Consider the following 14398-nt stretch of genomic DNA (forward strand, 5'->3'; position numbering starts at 1 on the left):
ATAAAATAAAAATTAGAAAAATTATAAAATATAAAAATCCATTAAAAAAGATTGATTAAATTATATATTAAAAATTATAAAAATTATAAAATATCAAAATCCATTAAAAAAAAATTGATTAAATTATATATTAAAAATTATTAAAAATTATAAAATATCAAAATCCATTAAAAAAAAATTGATTAAATTATATATTAAAAATTATTAAAATTATAAAGAATTATAAAGAATTATAAAATTTCTATAAAAATATATACTTAACAAAAAAAATTATAAAAATTATAAAAAAGAAAAATATATACTTAAGAAAAAAACTTATAAAATTTCTAAAAAATTATAAAAAATTATAAAAAATTTAGGTACTAGGTAATATTAATGTTAACTGATTTACAAAAAGAAATATTGAAGTTAAAAGATGAAAAAAATGCAATAATTCTTGCTCATAATTATCAACCTAAAGAAATTCAAGAAATAGCTGATTTTCTTGGTGATTCATTAGAACTTTGTATTAAAGCTACTGAAATTACAGATAAAGATTTAGTTGTCTTTTGTGGTGTAGATTTCATGGCAGAAACAGCATTCATCTTAAATCCCAAGAAAAAAATTGTAATTCCTGATAAAGAAGCAGAATGTCCAATGGCGCACATGTTAACACCAGAGCAAATTAAAGAAGCGAAAAAAAGACATCCTGATGCAGCTGTTGTGCTATATGTTAATTCATTAGCTTCTGCAAAAGCAGAAGCAGACATTTTATGTACTTCATCAAATGCTCTAAAAGTTGTTGAAAGCTTAAAAGAAGATAAAATTCTCTTTGGTCCAGATAATAATTTAGCTAGATTTGTAGCTAATCAAACAGATAAAGAAATAATACCAATTCCTGAAGGAGGTCATTGTTATGTTCATAAGATGTTCCATGAGGGAGATATTATTTTTAAGAAAGAAGAACACCCTGATGCAGAAATTATTGTACATCCAGAATGTAACGAGGAAGTTCAGAAATTAGCAGACTATGTTTTAAGTACTGGTGGAATGATAAACCAGGTAAAAAATTCAAAATCAAAAGAATTCATCATTGGAACAGAAATCGATTTGATTACTAGAATAAATAGAGAGATTCCTGAGAAGAAATCTTATCCTCTTCTCAATGATGCAATTTGTAAAACTATGAAATTACATACTCTTGAAAAGGTAAAAAATTCACTTGAAACAGAAGAATATAGAATTTTTGTAGATGAAGAAATAGCTAAAAAATCATTATCTGCAGTAAAAAAAATGATTGAAGTTTCTAAATAAATATTTTTATATTTTTTACTACCATTTTTCTCTACAAATTAGTAGAAAAGGTTGCAGAAATTCTTAATATCAATTTAATATTTTTACCCCCATATTCTCCTAATTTGAAGCCCATAGAAGAGGTCTAGAGAAAAATGAAGAATGTCATTTCCATAGAAAACTTTAAAGATACAACAGAGCTTAAAAACTTATTTAAGAATATTTTTCATGAAATCATTGATGATGAATCTTTTTTTAAAAATTGGATAAATGAATACATACCTAACAGTTGCAAAATTTAAGTAATATGCTATATATGAAATTTATTTTAGCTGTTCTATAAATAATTGTTATTTTAGCCGTTCTATAAATAATTGTTATTTTTTTTGCCAAATCCTTATTTTCCATTATATCTAGAGTTCAATTCCCATATAAAACTAAATTATCAAAAAGAAAAGATATTAATCAAACTACATATCTTCTAAAAAGCTTGATAAAAAAATAGTCATTTCTATTTCTTCACGAGCTTTAAAATCACTCATTTTTAGTTTAGCTTCTTCAGATTGGAATGGAAACATATCATTATCATATAGTATGGTTATATGCAACGAATCATTTATTATTTCTGTTTTTCCCTCTAAATTTTCATTTAAAAACTTTAGTGAATTAGAATCAATATCTGAAACTTTGTAAGTTATATAACTCAATTTTCTATTATCTCCCATATTCTCAGCAGGCCCATAATCTTCTACTTTAACTTTCATGAAACTATTTTCTCCATTTCTATATTTAAATCAATTATGTATTAATTTGCAAAGATTATATCATACTCAACCTTTAATGCTATTGATAAAGTTATTTCTCAATTAATTTTGATTTATATATGATTATTTGTAGTTGAATATTAATTTTATTACTTAAATATAATTTCATTGATTAAATAATAATTTATTTTATCAAATGATATTCACACAATTTATTTAATAAATTTTCATTATTTAAAAGCTTTTAAAAATTCACCTATTTCCTTTTCAACCTTATTTATTTCACGTGTCCCTATATGACCCATTAAAGAATCATAAAGAAGTAGTTTAGAATTTTTAATCATATTAGACATTGGAATTGCATCTAATTCAGGAGGAAAATATTGATCTTGATTAATAGCTACAATAAGAGTTTTAGCTATTATATTTCCTAATTTATCTTCTATATCATAATTAAGACCAGCATTATTCATATACAATATATCATTTGCATCATCTTCCATTCCTTCTTCAGCTAGTTCTTCCATAGCTAGATCAATTTCATCATTTGTTAATTTATCTCGATAAAATTCTCTTGAAAGGCCAAAAACATAGGTTGATTCATTAGCCAATTTTGTAGCACTGGTTAGGGGCTGTAAATACTTTCCATTGTTATAATTAGGATCATTTTCAATTATGTGATTCATTAATTTAGAAAGAGCATAGTTATGTCCTGCTACTTTATAACTGCTAACAAGAGAGATAAGAAAATCTATGGTATTTGGAAATTTAGCTGCCCATTCAATAGCTTGAAACCCACCCATTGAATTTCCAATTAGTCCTTTTAAATGAATTATATTGAATTTAGATTTTAAAAACTCCATTTGAAATCTAATCATGTCTTCGATGGAATAAAGAGGAAAATCCGCCCCTAATCCAGTAGTAGAAGGACTTGGAGAATTTGGAGAGCCTAATGTAGTAATAGCTATTATAAAAAATTTTTCAATGTCTAATGGCTTTTTTACACCAATGATATCAATTATTCGCCTAAGAGAGCTGCAACTTCCCCCAGAACCATGAAAATAAAGAACTCCGTTGACGATGTCTCCTTTTTCATTTTTTATAGGAGTCCCAATCGTGATATATTCTACTTTAAGATTATTTAATACTTCTCCAGATTGAAACTTGAAGGATTCAAGTTCATGATATTGAGGATTTAAAAAATCTTCTTCAGTTAAATCATTATAACATTCATTAATACCATTATTAATACCATTATTAATAATTTCATTAGAAATTTTATTGTTGATAAAATCACAACCTTCTTAAATTTTGGAATGTGAAAGTCTTAATAAAAAATGTGAAAGTTTTAAGAAAAAGGGTATAGTCAAACAATCTCTTCATCATTTTCAAATACCAGAATACATTCAGCAGAACACATCTCTGCAGCATCGATACCACAAGAGATATCATCATATTCTTTAATTGAAAAATTATCCTCATTTATCTCTCCATCAATTAAAAGAGCATAGCTATCAACTATTTCAAAAAATTTTCCACATTCAAGAACACAATTACCACAATTTATACATAGATCCCTTTCGATTTCAATTCTAAATACCATAATATCAGCTCCAATGATATAAAAATATTCTATTTTCAATTAATTATATCTTAAATAATTGATATTTCAATTAAATATTTGATTATTGATAACCTCATTTGATGAAAAATAATACTAAAAATATTTATATAGATAATATTATATTAATATTTTGACTACATCAATAGTTAATTGAAAGAATATTGATTAAAAGATAAATATTAAGTAAATATTGATTAAAATTAATAAAGAAAATACCTATTAAAAAATAATTATTAAAAATAAAATATTGATTAAAAATATGAATTACGAAAATAAGTAGTAACATTTTAATCCTGAAAATAATGATTACACTATATTATTTTAAAAAATAATTATTAAAAAACTAGTTAGAAATAATTATTTTACTATGTTGAATACATTCCTAACATAATAAACTCTGTGATTATAATGAAATACAAATTATTAGAAAATCCTAATATTGAAGAAATGTATGACTTAATTGAGGAAGGTCTAAGAAAAAAGGCCATGATAAATGTCTTTTGTTGTTGTAAAGTTATTTATGAAGGAAGAGCCCTGAGTCAGCTTGATTTTGGTGAAAGAATGATACTTTTAAAACCAGATGGTTCTTTTTTAATTCATCAAGAGAGAAAAGTAGACCCTGTAAACTGGCAACCTCCTAAATCACGGACAAGAACTTTTATAAAAGATAATACTCTGTTTTTAGAAAGCCATAGGCGTTCACCAAAAGAAAGGCTTGAAGTAGAAATCAAAAAAACTCATTTTGTAAATTATGTTTTAGTAGAAGATTATCAAGAATTAGAGATAGCTGGTTATGAAAAAGACATGGGTGATATGATTATGAAACATCCCCATATGATTGAAGAAGGATTTAAACCTACAGATAGGGAATACAGTACTGAACATGGTTTTATTGATATATTGGGAAAAGATAAAGAAGGAAACCTGATGGTTCTTGAATTAAAATGTAGAAAAGCTGGAATAAATGCCGTGAAACAAATAAGAAGATATTTAACTGATTTTAAGGAAGAAGAGAATAGTAACTTAGAGAACACAGGTAATGAAAAAAAGAAAGTTAGGGGCCTTTTAGTTGCACCCTCAATTGGCGAAGATGCTCGTGAACTCCTTGAGGAAGAAAATATTGAATTTAAATCTATTGATCCTCCAAAAGAGCTTAAAAATGATAAAAAAGTGACTTTAGATATCTTTTAAAGCATTTAATATCTTTATAAACAAATTCCCCATTTATTCTTGCCATTCTACTCCTATAAAATAGTTTTTATGGACTATGGTAAATTTTATTAATAGAAATAATTAAAAATATGTCTATTAATAGAAATAATAAAAAACATATCTAAATTATGCAGTACATAGAATAATAAAAAAATTTTGTGCTTTAAGAAGGTTTTTATAACATGATATTTAATTTTAATCTATGGATATTTATTCTATTTTTCTAATAGCTATTGCATTAGCTATGGATGCATTCAGTGTTTCTTTAACAAAAGGATTTATAATTAAAAATATAAGAATATACCAAATCATTGTTATAGGACTATTTTTTGGAGGTTTCCAGGTAGGTATGCCAGTATTAGGTTGGATAGCTGGAGAACAAATTAGAGAAATCGTTTCATCTATTGCCCCGTATATAGCTTTTATCTTACTTCTAATAATTGGATTGAAAATGATATATGACAGTGCCATTGATGAAGAAGAAAAAGAAGAATCATCAAAAAGCTCATTTTCATATAAAGAATTAACACTACTAGCAATAGCTACAAGTATTGATGCTTTTGCAGTTGGAATCACATTTTCTTTTTTAAATATCCCTATTTTAATTCCTGTGACTATAATTGGAATTACAACTTTTTTATTATCAGAAACGGGAATATTCATTGGGAAAAAGCTTGGACATTTATTTGGAAACAAATTTGAAATAATCGGAGGCGTTATTTTAATTCTGTTAGGTTTAAATATTTTACTCCAAGGACTAGGTTTTTATTAATTAGCTACATTATCCTGTTGCTTTTCTTGTAATTTCTTGATTTCTTCAATATGATGATTTTCAGTGAATTTATTAGCTGGTCTAGCTATTGTCACATGATCCTCTTTTTCAAGCTTATAAATTAGAAATTTATCATTTTCTAACTCAATACTATCATTTGGGTTCTCAACTTCTAAATCATTTAACTCATTTAAGATATTTTCATACTCTTTTTCTTCTTTAGCTACTAACTCATCGATATCAGAATCTTTAAATTTATCACATAATTGAATAGCTAGAGCCACAAGTCCATTGACTTTTTTATCCCCAATATCAAATCTAGATTTTCTAATTTCCTCCATACTCAAAAGAACATGATTTTTAGTAGCTTCAGTAACAGGAATTTCATTGGAATCTCCTATTAAATTTATTTCATAGCTATTTTTCCAGTTTCCAATTTTATATATTGCATAGTTAATATCACTGAAAGAAATTTTTTCATTAGCCGAATCAGATAATTTAGCAGATGAATCTTTAAAGGAATCTTTAGAGGAATTTTCGCTGTTTTTATCCATTATACCATTCTCCTGTTTTATTAAATACTAGTTTACTTAAATAAAATGCCCAAAATTATAATTTTAATAATAAATGGTACAAGAACCAAAATTTTAATCAAATAGAATACTTAAAATCAAAATTTCAATACCAAATACAATACTTAAAATCAAAATTTCAACGTCAAATAACATTATAATCAAAATTAAGAAAATATTCTTATAATTTTAAATATTATTCTTGATATAATATATAACAATAATCATTAATAAATTTATATTAATTAAAAAACTGAATTTAATATATTTCTATTGATAACATTCTTTAGGAGTGAATAATATTCTATTAGGAATGATTTAGAGGGATTAGATTATGAATCTAAAAATAGCTTTATGTCAAATGGAAGTTGTGGATAATAAGAAAAAAAACCTCAAAAAAGCAAAAGAAATGATAATAAGGGGAAAAGAAAAAGGTGCTGAAATAGCTATCTTACCTGAGATGTTCAATTGTCCATATGAAAATGAAAAATTCGTCGAATATGCAGAAGAACGAGAAAATAGTGAAACTCTGAATAACATAGCTAAAATAGCTAAAGAGTCAAATATTTACATTTTAGCAGGTTCTATCCCTGAAAAAGAATCAAAGAATATTCATAAAAATTTGACAGCTGATAGAATTTATAATACAAGTTTTTTATTTAACAACGACGGAGAAATCTTAGATTCCCACAGAAAAGTCCATTTATTTGATATAGATATCAAAGATAAAATTTATTTCAAAGAATCTGATACCTTAACCTCTGGAGAGGAGTTTACTGTGATAGATACAAAATTTGGAAAGATAGGGATAGGAATTTGTTATGATATTCGTTTTCCAGAATTATCACGAATTATGGCACTAAAAGGTGCAGATTTATTGATATTTCCAGGAGCTTTTAATTTAACTACTGGTCCTGCTCATTGGGAATTACTTTTTAGATCTCGAGCTCTTGATAATCAAGTTTTTACAATAGGTGTTTCGCCTTCCCTAAATGAATTTACTAGTTATAATGCCTATGGTCACTCAATTGTATGTAATCCATGGGGAGAAGTCCTAAATAAAGCTAGTTATGAAGAAGAATTACTAATTGCTGAAATTGATTTAGAAGAGATAGCTGGTGTAAGAGAAGAGCTTCCAGTTTTAAAAAATAGAAGAAGTGATTTATACTATTAAAAATTACTAACCAAACTTATTAACTATCTTAGTAAGTAGTAAATAAAATAAAAATAACAGCAAGCTTAAAAAGATCAGATGAATTAGATAATTCTGAAGAATCATGTCAATTTCTGAAGGATCAAGCCAATGAGAAAAAATAACAGACATATAAAAGATATTAATGAAATATTAGATATAATAGAAAAATGTAATGTATGTAGCTTAGCTATTTTTGATAAAGAGTATCCTTATATAATTCCCTTAAATTTTGGACATAATTATGAAGATAATGAATTGTATTTTTATTTTCATGGAGCAAATGATGGTAAAAAATTAGAATTGATTGATTCCAATAATAAAGTTGCATTTGAAATGAATTGTTCTAATAATCTTATTTCTGGAAAATTTCCTTGTAAATTCACCATGGAATATGAAAGTGTCTGTGGAAATGGTGAAATTGAAATATTAAAAGAAGAAGACAAAATTGAAGGTTTGAAATATTAAGACTAAAAAGAAAATAAAAAATATTAGTAAAATTTATTTCTTTTTAATAGCTTTTTCTATCTTTTTAATAGCTTTATTAGCTGCTTTCTTGAAATCTTTGTCCTTTTCTTTTCGTCTTGCTTTTTTAATTGGGTCAATAGCTTCTTCAACTTCTAAATCACCAAGAGACCTAATAGCTGCAAGTCTTACTCCCCAATCATCTTCTTCTTCCATTACAGTAGCAATATTATCCAATGCCCTAACCGCTTTTAATTCACCTAATGACCTAACCGCTACTTTTCTAACACCCCAATCATCATCATCAAGTGCTTCAACAAAGTAATCAATAGCTTTTTCACTACCTGTTCCTTTTAATGCAAAACAAGCAAACCTTTTTTCTTCTCCTTCACTGTTAGCTAATTTTTCAATCAATGGATCAACAGCTATTTCGCCCATTTTTCCCAAATTTTCAGCTGCTTTGTATCTCACTGGAGAATTTTCATCAGTCAATGCTTTGATTAAGGGATCGATAGCTATTTCATCATTGACTCCATCCAAGCTATTAACTGCAATTTTACGAAGTTCAACATCTTCATCAGTTAATTTAGCTATAGCTTCATCTATGGATAATTTCTCAATATTCTCATCTGTCATAATTTCACCTTATTATAGTTTTAAAATCTTTTTATAAAAGTAAACTAGAATAAATTAGACTATCTTCATGTGTAGTAATTTGAAATAGATATAGATATCAATTTATTAATAAATTTGATTTATAATACCTTTAAAATATATTTTAAGATATTAATATTAGACTTATATTAATTTTATGATTAATTTTTATTATTAATTTATTTTTTACAATTAATTTAATAAAGGATTAATTAAATATATAATTATGTTTATAATTTATTATCCTAAAAACATTGTAATTTTTAATATAATTCTTAAAATAATAAATAGATTTAAAGAGATTTTCATTAATACAATTTTTTATTGAAATCATTCTAATATCTTAATTTTAATATAATTAAAGATATATTAATAATGAACAATTAATTTTAATATAATTAAAGATATATTAATAATAAACAGTTAATTTTAATATAATTAAAGATATATTAATAATGAAGAAAATAAATAATATATTATAAATATTAATAATTAATAAATAAAATTTCTTAAGAAATATATAAGTAAAAAATGAAATTTCTAGAAATTTTTTATGCTGCAATTATTATCAAAATTCCCATAATTTTATAAATATCATCATTAATGGAGTAAACAATATGGAAAAATATGAAGATTTATTGAATAGAGCTATTGATCAATTACCACCTGAAGTATTTGAGACAAAAAGATTCAGTGTTCCTAAAGCTTATTCAGTTATACAAGGAAATAGAACATTTATTCAAAATTTTAAAGAAATAGCTGAAGCTTTAAATAGAGACCCTCAACACCTATTGAAATTTTTACTTAGAGAATTAGGTACTGCTGGAAATTTAGAAGGTGGAAGAGCTATAATGCAAGGTAAATTCACTCATTTCTTAATAAATGAAAGAATAAATGAATATGTGGAAAAATTTGTTATATGTCATGAATGTAATAGGCCAGATACACGAATTATTCGAGAAGATAGAATATTTATCCTTAAATGTGAAGCTTGTGGTGCAAAAGCTCCATTAAAAACTTTATAAGGATATATCTAGATTTTGAACTTTTAATATTATCTAAATTTTCAAATTTTAATATATCTAGATTTTGAACTTTTAATATTAGATAGATTTTCAAATTTTAATTAAACTATTTCCAATGAATAATTAAATGGTTCCGAATATAAATTGAATATTTTAAATTTTTCTTTCTTATTTTATTAATCTCATTATTTTTTTATTTATATTTATTTATAATTATTATTAATAGATTCATTTTAAAGATGTGTTTCAAATGTTTTGTCCTGAATGCGGTAACACTGATCTTCCAATGATTGAAGGAATTTGTAAAGATTGTTTTTTGGAAAAATTTACAATCCTTGAGATACCTGAGAAAATCGAAGTTAATACTTGTGCTCACTGTAATGCTAATCTCCGAGAAGGAAAATGGGAAGAGTCTAATATTCCAGAAGAAGAAATCATATACCGTGCTTTGGAAAGAAGTATTAAGATTGATCCTCTTGTTGAAGATGAAGAAATAGAACTTGAAATTCTCCAAATGCGTGGAACAATAGCTGAATGTTATATTGATGCTAAAGCAACCATTTTAGGAGAAATAATTCAACAAGAATTTAAAGCTGAAGTTAGACTAAGAAAAACTGTTTGTCCTAACTGCAGTAAGCAGAATTCAGGATATTATGAAGCAGTAATCCAATTTAGAGCAGATTCAAGGGAATTGACTAGAGAAGAGCTAAAACAATCAAACAAAATCGTGAATAAAACACTGAAAAAATTATTTGATAAAGACAAACTGGCTTATTTAGTTCAAATAGCTAGTTTAAAAGAGGGGAATGATTATTATATTGGATCCTATAAATCCGCCAAAAAATTAGTTAATGTCCTTAGAGAAGAATTTGGAGGGATAATTAAAGAATCTCCAAGACTAATAAGTCAAGATAAATCAACAGGGAAAGGTATTTATAGAATTTGGATATCTTTTAGGCTTCCGAGATTTAAAAAAGGGGACTTTATAAAATATACCGACAATAAAGAGAAAATAGGAGTAGTGACAGCTATTGATGGAAAAAAAGTAATAGCTATTGATTTAAACAGCTCTGAAAAATTTTCTATTTACTGGAAAGATTACAAATCCATTGAATATCTAAAAGATTCCTCATCAGCTGAAAAAACAGTTATTACTTCTAAGTCTCCTAGTAGCATCCAAATATTAGACCCTGTAGATTACAATACTGTGGATTTACCCATGAATGATGACTTTAGATCCCTAAATATTGGAGATGAAGCTAAAGTTGTAAAAATTGAAAATAGATTATATTTACTTTCTAAATGACTATTCATATCTAAAAACATTGATTTAGTCCCCTGTTTTCAACATGATATTAAAAATATCATCTAAACCACTATAATGAATCAATTTAAAAAATATCTAATTTTAAAATTAATAAAATATATTAATCTAATTATATAATCTAAATTATAGTCAATTTGATAAAGTTCTTAATTATAATCTAAATTATAATCGATTTGATAAAGTTCTTAATTATAATCTAAATTATAATCAATTTGATAAAGTTCTTAATTATAATCTAAATTATAATCAATTTGATAAAGTTCTTAATGAATAAACCATCAAAAAAAATATTATAATCTTAACTTAATAACTTTAATCAACTTACTAAACTAATAAAGATATTTAAATTGTTAATCTAAATTATAACCAATTTGATAAAGTTCTTAATGAATAAATCATCAAAAAAAATATTATAATCTTAAGTTAATAACTTTAATCAACTTATTAAACTAATAAAGATATTTAAATAATATATTTTTAATAATAATCAATTTTAAGATGTTATAATTAAAAATAAATGATATTAATAATATAATTTATCTTCAAAATTTAAGAACTTTTCCACAAATACTATATTATAATATAAATGTAAAGATAATTATTATGTATAATCAAAATAAAAATAATACTGCAAATTAGTATTATTCTTATTTAAAAATAAGAAATTCTAAAAGAAATAAATGTGATTAAATGGATGTTGAAGCAAAAATAGACCTAATAACAAGAGGAACATTAGAAATAGTAACTCCTGAAGAATTAAAAGAAAAATTAAATAAAGAGAATCCCATTGCTTATACTGGTTATGAGCCTTCTGGAAAAATTCATTTAGGCCATGCAATTACTATTATGAAGCTCAAAGAATTACAAGATTTAGGGTTTAAAATAAAAATATTACTTGCTGATTACCATGCTTATTTAAATGGAAAAGGAACAATTGAAGAGATTGAAAAAATAGCTAAGTACAATGAAAAATGTTTTAAAGCTCTGGGACTTACTGAAGATACTGACTTTATTTTAGGTTCAAGTTTCCAAACAAGTTCCGAATACACAGATGAGCTATATAAATTAGCTACTCTAACTACAATTGATAGGGCCAGACGAAGTATGGATAAAGTAAGCCGTGAGAGTGAAAATCCGAGGGTAGCTAATGTTATTTATCCATTAATGCAAGTCATAGACATGATGTTTTTAGAAACCGATATAGCCTTAGGTGGAATGGAACAGAGAAAAATACAGATGTTAGCTAGGGAAAACTTACCTAAAATAGATCAAAAACCCCCTGTTTGTATTCATACTCCACTACTTCATGGTCTTGATGGTGATGAAAAGATGTCTAGTAGTAAAGGTAATTTCATAGCTATTGATGATACAGAAAAAGAGATTCTTAAAAAGATAAATAAAAGTTTCTGCCCTATCAGAGAGATTGAAGATAATCCTATTATTGAAATAGCTATTCATTTCATATTCACCCAACAAAAGAAAATATTAATTGAAAGACCAGAGAAATTTGGAGGAAACCTAGAACTTGAAGAAAATGAATTGTTAGATATGTATAGTGCTGGTAATTTACACCCCGCTGACTTGAAGAACGCGGTAGCTAATTATATGATACAATATTTAGAACCAATTAGAAAATACTTATCAAATAACTGAAGCTTCCTGTAAGTAAACAATACTAAATTATTTTGAAACATTCGACATGACATTGATAAAAATATATTCATATATCTTATTTCTATATCTTAATAATTTTAATTACAAAAAATATAATTATAAATTACTAAATAAAAAAAGAATACCATTAAAAACTAAAGTGAAATTAACTCAAATCATAAAATAATATAATAAAAATTATATTAAGAATTAAAATTAATTAAAAAAAATAATTTAAATCCTAATTATTTAATTAGAAATAAAATATTTAAAAATAAAAAAATAAAAGACTAAAATTAAAATTAATTAAAAAAAATAATTTAAATCTCAAATCGTTATAATTAAAAATAAAATATTTAAAAATAAGGCCTAATAAAAGTGATTACAATGGATTATGAAATGAAACTTCCCAACGGAGTTGGAGAACAAGTTCTTGCAAAAGTAATAGAAGACTTTGAAATTGAATTAAAACATACAGATTATGGGCCAGTGCTAATTGGAAGTGCTGATGAATTAGAAAATGCAAGAGATTTCATTGTAAAATCAATAAATGAAAGATTAAATGAACTTTCAAAAAGAGAAGATTAATTCGAGTGTAATTATACTCCTATTATTCACTGAATTCTTAGAATACTTTTAATTTATATCAAATTTGAGTTTTCTTTTTAGAAATATTCTCCCTTATTACAATACTAAACTTTAACACTGCAATTTTCTTTTTAAAAAATATTCTCCCTTATTACAATACTAAACTTTAACACTGCAATTTTCTTTTTAAAAAATATTCTCCCTTATTACAATACTAAACTTTAACACTGCAAGTTTTTTATTATGAATCAATTTAGTCCAAAAAAGAATTTAATCAATTCCACTAACACAAATTCCCAGTGAATGAGCTAAAGCTTTTCTAATGTCAGATTGAACTTTGTTTTCCCCATTGCTAGCATTAATAATATTAAAGTCATGTATTGCAGCTAATTCTAAATAATTTTTTCTAACATGGGATAAAAAAGATTTTTTTTCAAATTCATCTTCACAGGAACATCGAGTAATAGCTAAATCCACGTCTAAATCAAGTAAAAAAACTAGATCAGGAGACTCAGCAAATTTATTTATTTCAGCTATCCATTCATAAGGCTGTTGGTAAGCTAGACTTGAATAAAAAGACCTATCACTGAGAATTATCTTATTTTTTTCTTCATTTTTAACTATTTTATCCATTAAGGCTAATCTGTCAGCTGCAAAAAGCAATCCTAATGTTTTTTGAATGTTTTCAGATGTAGCATCTGGATTTTGGAGGGTTTTTCTAATTAATTTTCCTATATCAGAATCAGTGGGTTCGATTATGGTTTCTACTTCAAATCCAGAATCAAATAACCATTGTTTTAACAAATTGATTTGTGTTGATTTTCCAGCTCCATCAATACCTTCGAAAACTATATACATATCAATAAGTAGAATTTTAAAATATATAAATTCTATCATTATTATAAGAATTAAAAAAGCATTATTGATTCCATGATTTTCTATAAAATCAATGAAATTATTCTAAATAATTCAAACTCTAATGGATAAAGATTATTTACACTGTTTTATTTAAAAATTGTCATAAATTCAAGTTTTAGGATTTTTATAACGCTCATACTAAATATTTAAAAATTAGTAATGTGTGAAGTGAAAATGTAAAAAATAAGAGAAAATGGAAGAGAAGAATAAATTAATTCTTCCCAAAAAGATTCTTTTTAGGCTTTTCTGTATGCTTTGAATTTGATGGTTGCTAGTTTTTTGTATGCTAAGTTGGTTATGGTTATTTTTAGTGTGTTTGTTTTTTTGTTGAATGTGTATTTGATGTATTTGCTTGCTTTT

16 protein-coding genes are annotated in these 14398 nt (G+C 25.0%); 10 read left to right on the forward strand and 6 right to left on the reverse strand.

Annotated features, from left to right (window positions below; all coding sequences use genetic code 11):
* Positions 1 to 375: 375 nt before the first annotated feature.
* Positions 376 to 1293, forward strand: coding sequence for a quinolinate synthase NadA (nadA, locus tag MBCUT_RS07825; RefSeq protein WP_067260130.1), 918 nt, complete (start codon positions 376 to 378; stop codon positions 1291 to 1293).
* 134 nt (positions 1294 to 1427) lie between these two features.
* Entirely contained in the window at positions 1428 to 1574 is a 147-nt protein-coding gene (locus MBCUT_RS10965) for a hypothetical protein (protein WP_157082543.1), read from the forward strand.
* Positions 1575 to 1742: 168 nt separating this feature from the next.
* Here MBCUT_RS10965 and MBCUT_RS07830 read toward each other — a convergent pair whose 3' ends face one another.
* From MBCUT_RS07830 to MBCUT_RS07840, 3 genes are all read right to left on the reverse strand, one after another.
* Positions 1743 to 2036 carry a DUF5750 family protein gene (locus tag MBCUT_RS07830; RefSeq protein WP_067260131.1) on the reverse strand — a complete coding sequence of 98 codons (294 nt, stop codon included), beginning with the start codon at positions 2034 to 2036 and terminating at the stop codon, positions 1743 to 1745.
* A 230-nt stretch (positions 2037 to 2266) separates the two neighbouring features.
* Positions 2267 to 3325, reverse strand: a complete 1059-nt coding sequence (locus tag MBCUT_RS07835; RefSeq protein WP_342667572.1) for an alpha/beta fold hydrolase — start codon at positions 3323 to 3325, stop codon at positions 2267 to 2269.
* 77 nt (positions 3326 to 3402) lie between these two features.
* Entirely contained in the window at positions 3403 to 3639 is a 237-nt protein-coding gene (locus tag MBCUT_RS07840; protein WP_067260143.1) for a ferredoxin, read from the reverse strand.
* Between the two features lie 429 nt (positions 3640 to 4068).
* On the opposite strand from MBCUT_RS07840, the gene nucS reads away from it, so the two are divergent.
* Together nucS and MBCUT_RS07850 are read left to right on the forward strand one after the other, a co-directional pair.
* On the forward strand, positions 4069 to 4851 hold the full coding sequence (gene nucS, locus MBCUT_RS07845) for an endonuclease NucS (RefSeq protein ID WP_067260133.1): 783 nt from the start codon (positions 4069 to 4071) through the stop codon (positions 4849 to 4851).
* 223 nt (positions 4852 to 5074) lie between these two features.
* Positions 5075 to 5644 (forward strand): manganese efflux pump MntP, encoded by a 570-nt coding sequence (locus MBCUT_RS07850; RefSeq protein ID WP_067260134.1) that lies wholly within the window; start codon positions 5075 to 5077, stop codon positions 5642 to 5644.
* Here MBCUT_RS07850 and MBCUT_RS07855 read toward each other — a convergent pair.
* Positions 5641 to 6198, reverse strand: a complete 558-nt coding sequence (locus tag MBCUT_RS07855) for a hypothetical protein (RefSeq protein WP_245634970.1) — start codon at positions 6196 to 6198, stop codon at positions 5641 to 5643. The two genes, MBCUT_RS07850 and MBCUT_RS07855, sit on opposite strands and share 4 nt — an antisense overlap.
* A 352-nt stretch (positions 6199 to 6550) precedes the next feature.
* Here MBCUT_RS07855 and MBCUT_RS07860 point away from each other — a divergent pair, with 352 nt between their 5' ends.
* Both MBCUT_RS07860 and MBCUT_RS07865 read left to right on the forward strand, forming a co-directional pair.
* Complete coding sequence (locus tag MBCUT_RS07860; RefSeq protein ID WP_067260135.1) at positions 6551 to 7390, forward strand: carbon-nitrogen hydrolase family protein; 840 nt, start codon at positions 6551 to 6553, stop codon at positions 7388 to 7390.
* A 129-nt stretch (positions 7391 to 7519) separates the two neighbouring features.
* Positions 7520 to 7876 (forward strand): pyridoxamine 5'-phosphate oxidase family protein, encoded by a 357-nt coding sequence (locus tag MBCUT_RS07865; protein ID WP_067260136.1) that lies wholly within the window; start codon positions 7520 to 7522, stop codon positions 7874 to 7876.
* A 33-nt stretch (positions 7877 to 7909) separates the two neighbouring features.
* Here the strand turns inward: MBCUT_RS07865 and MBCUT_RS07870 are convergent, their stop codons facing one another.
* On the reverse strand, positions 7910 to 8509 hold the full coding sequence (locus MBCUT_RS07870; RefSeq protein WP_067260137.1) for a HEAT repeat domain-containing protein: 600 nt from the start codon (positions 8507 to 8509) through the stop codon (positions 7910 to 7912).
* A 635-nt stretch (positions 8510 to 9144) separates the two neighbouring features.
* Here MBCUT_RS07870 and MBCUT_RS07875 point away from each other — a divergent pair.
* The 4 genes from MBCUT_RS07875 (at position 9145) to MBCUT_RS07890 (ending at position 13120) form a co-directional block, all read left to right on the forward strand.
* Positions 9145 to 9552, forward strand: a complete 408-nt coding sequence (locus tag MBCUT_RS07875) for a translation initiation factor IF-2 subunit beta (RefSeq protein ID WP_067260138.1) — start codon at positions 9145 to 9147, stop codon at positions 9550 to 9552.
* Positions 9553 to 9802: 250 nt separating this feature from the next.
* Positions 9803 to 10858 (forward strand): 60S ribosomal export protein NMD3, encoded by a 1056-nt coding sequence (locus MBCUT_RS07880; protein WP_067260139.1) that lies wholly within the window; start codon positions 9803 to 9805, stop codon positions 10856 to 10858.
* Between the two features lie 711 nt (positions 10859 to 11569).
* Entirely contained in the window at positions 11570 to 12532 is a 963-nt protein-coding gene (locus MBCUT_RS07885; RefSeq protein WP_067260140.1) for a tyrosine--tRNA ligase, read from the forward strand.
* 399 nt (positions 12533 to 12931) lie between these two features.
* Entirely contained in the window at positions 12932 to 13120 is a 189-nt protein-coding gene (locus tag MBCUT_RS07890) for a hypothetical protein (protein WP_394327058.1), read from the forward strand.
* A gap of 270 nt (positions 13121 to 13390) precedes the next feature.
* On the opposite strand, the gene tmk is transcribed toward MBCUT_RS07890, so the two are convergent.
* Complete coding sequence (gene tmk, locus MBCUT_RS07895) at positions 13391 to 13978, reverse strand: dTMP kinase (RefSeq protein WP_067260142.1); 588 nt, start codon at positions 13976 to 13978, stop codon at positions 13391 to 13393.
* Positions 13979 to 14398: the final 420 nt, after the last annotated feature.

It is taken from the genome of Methanobrevibacter cuticularis, from assembly GCF_001639285.1.
Lineage (GTDB): Archaea > Methanobacteriota > Methanobacteria > Methanobacteriales > Methanobacteriaceae > Methanobaculum > Methanobaculum cuticulare.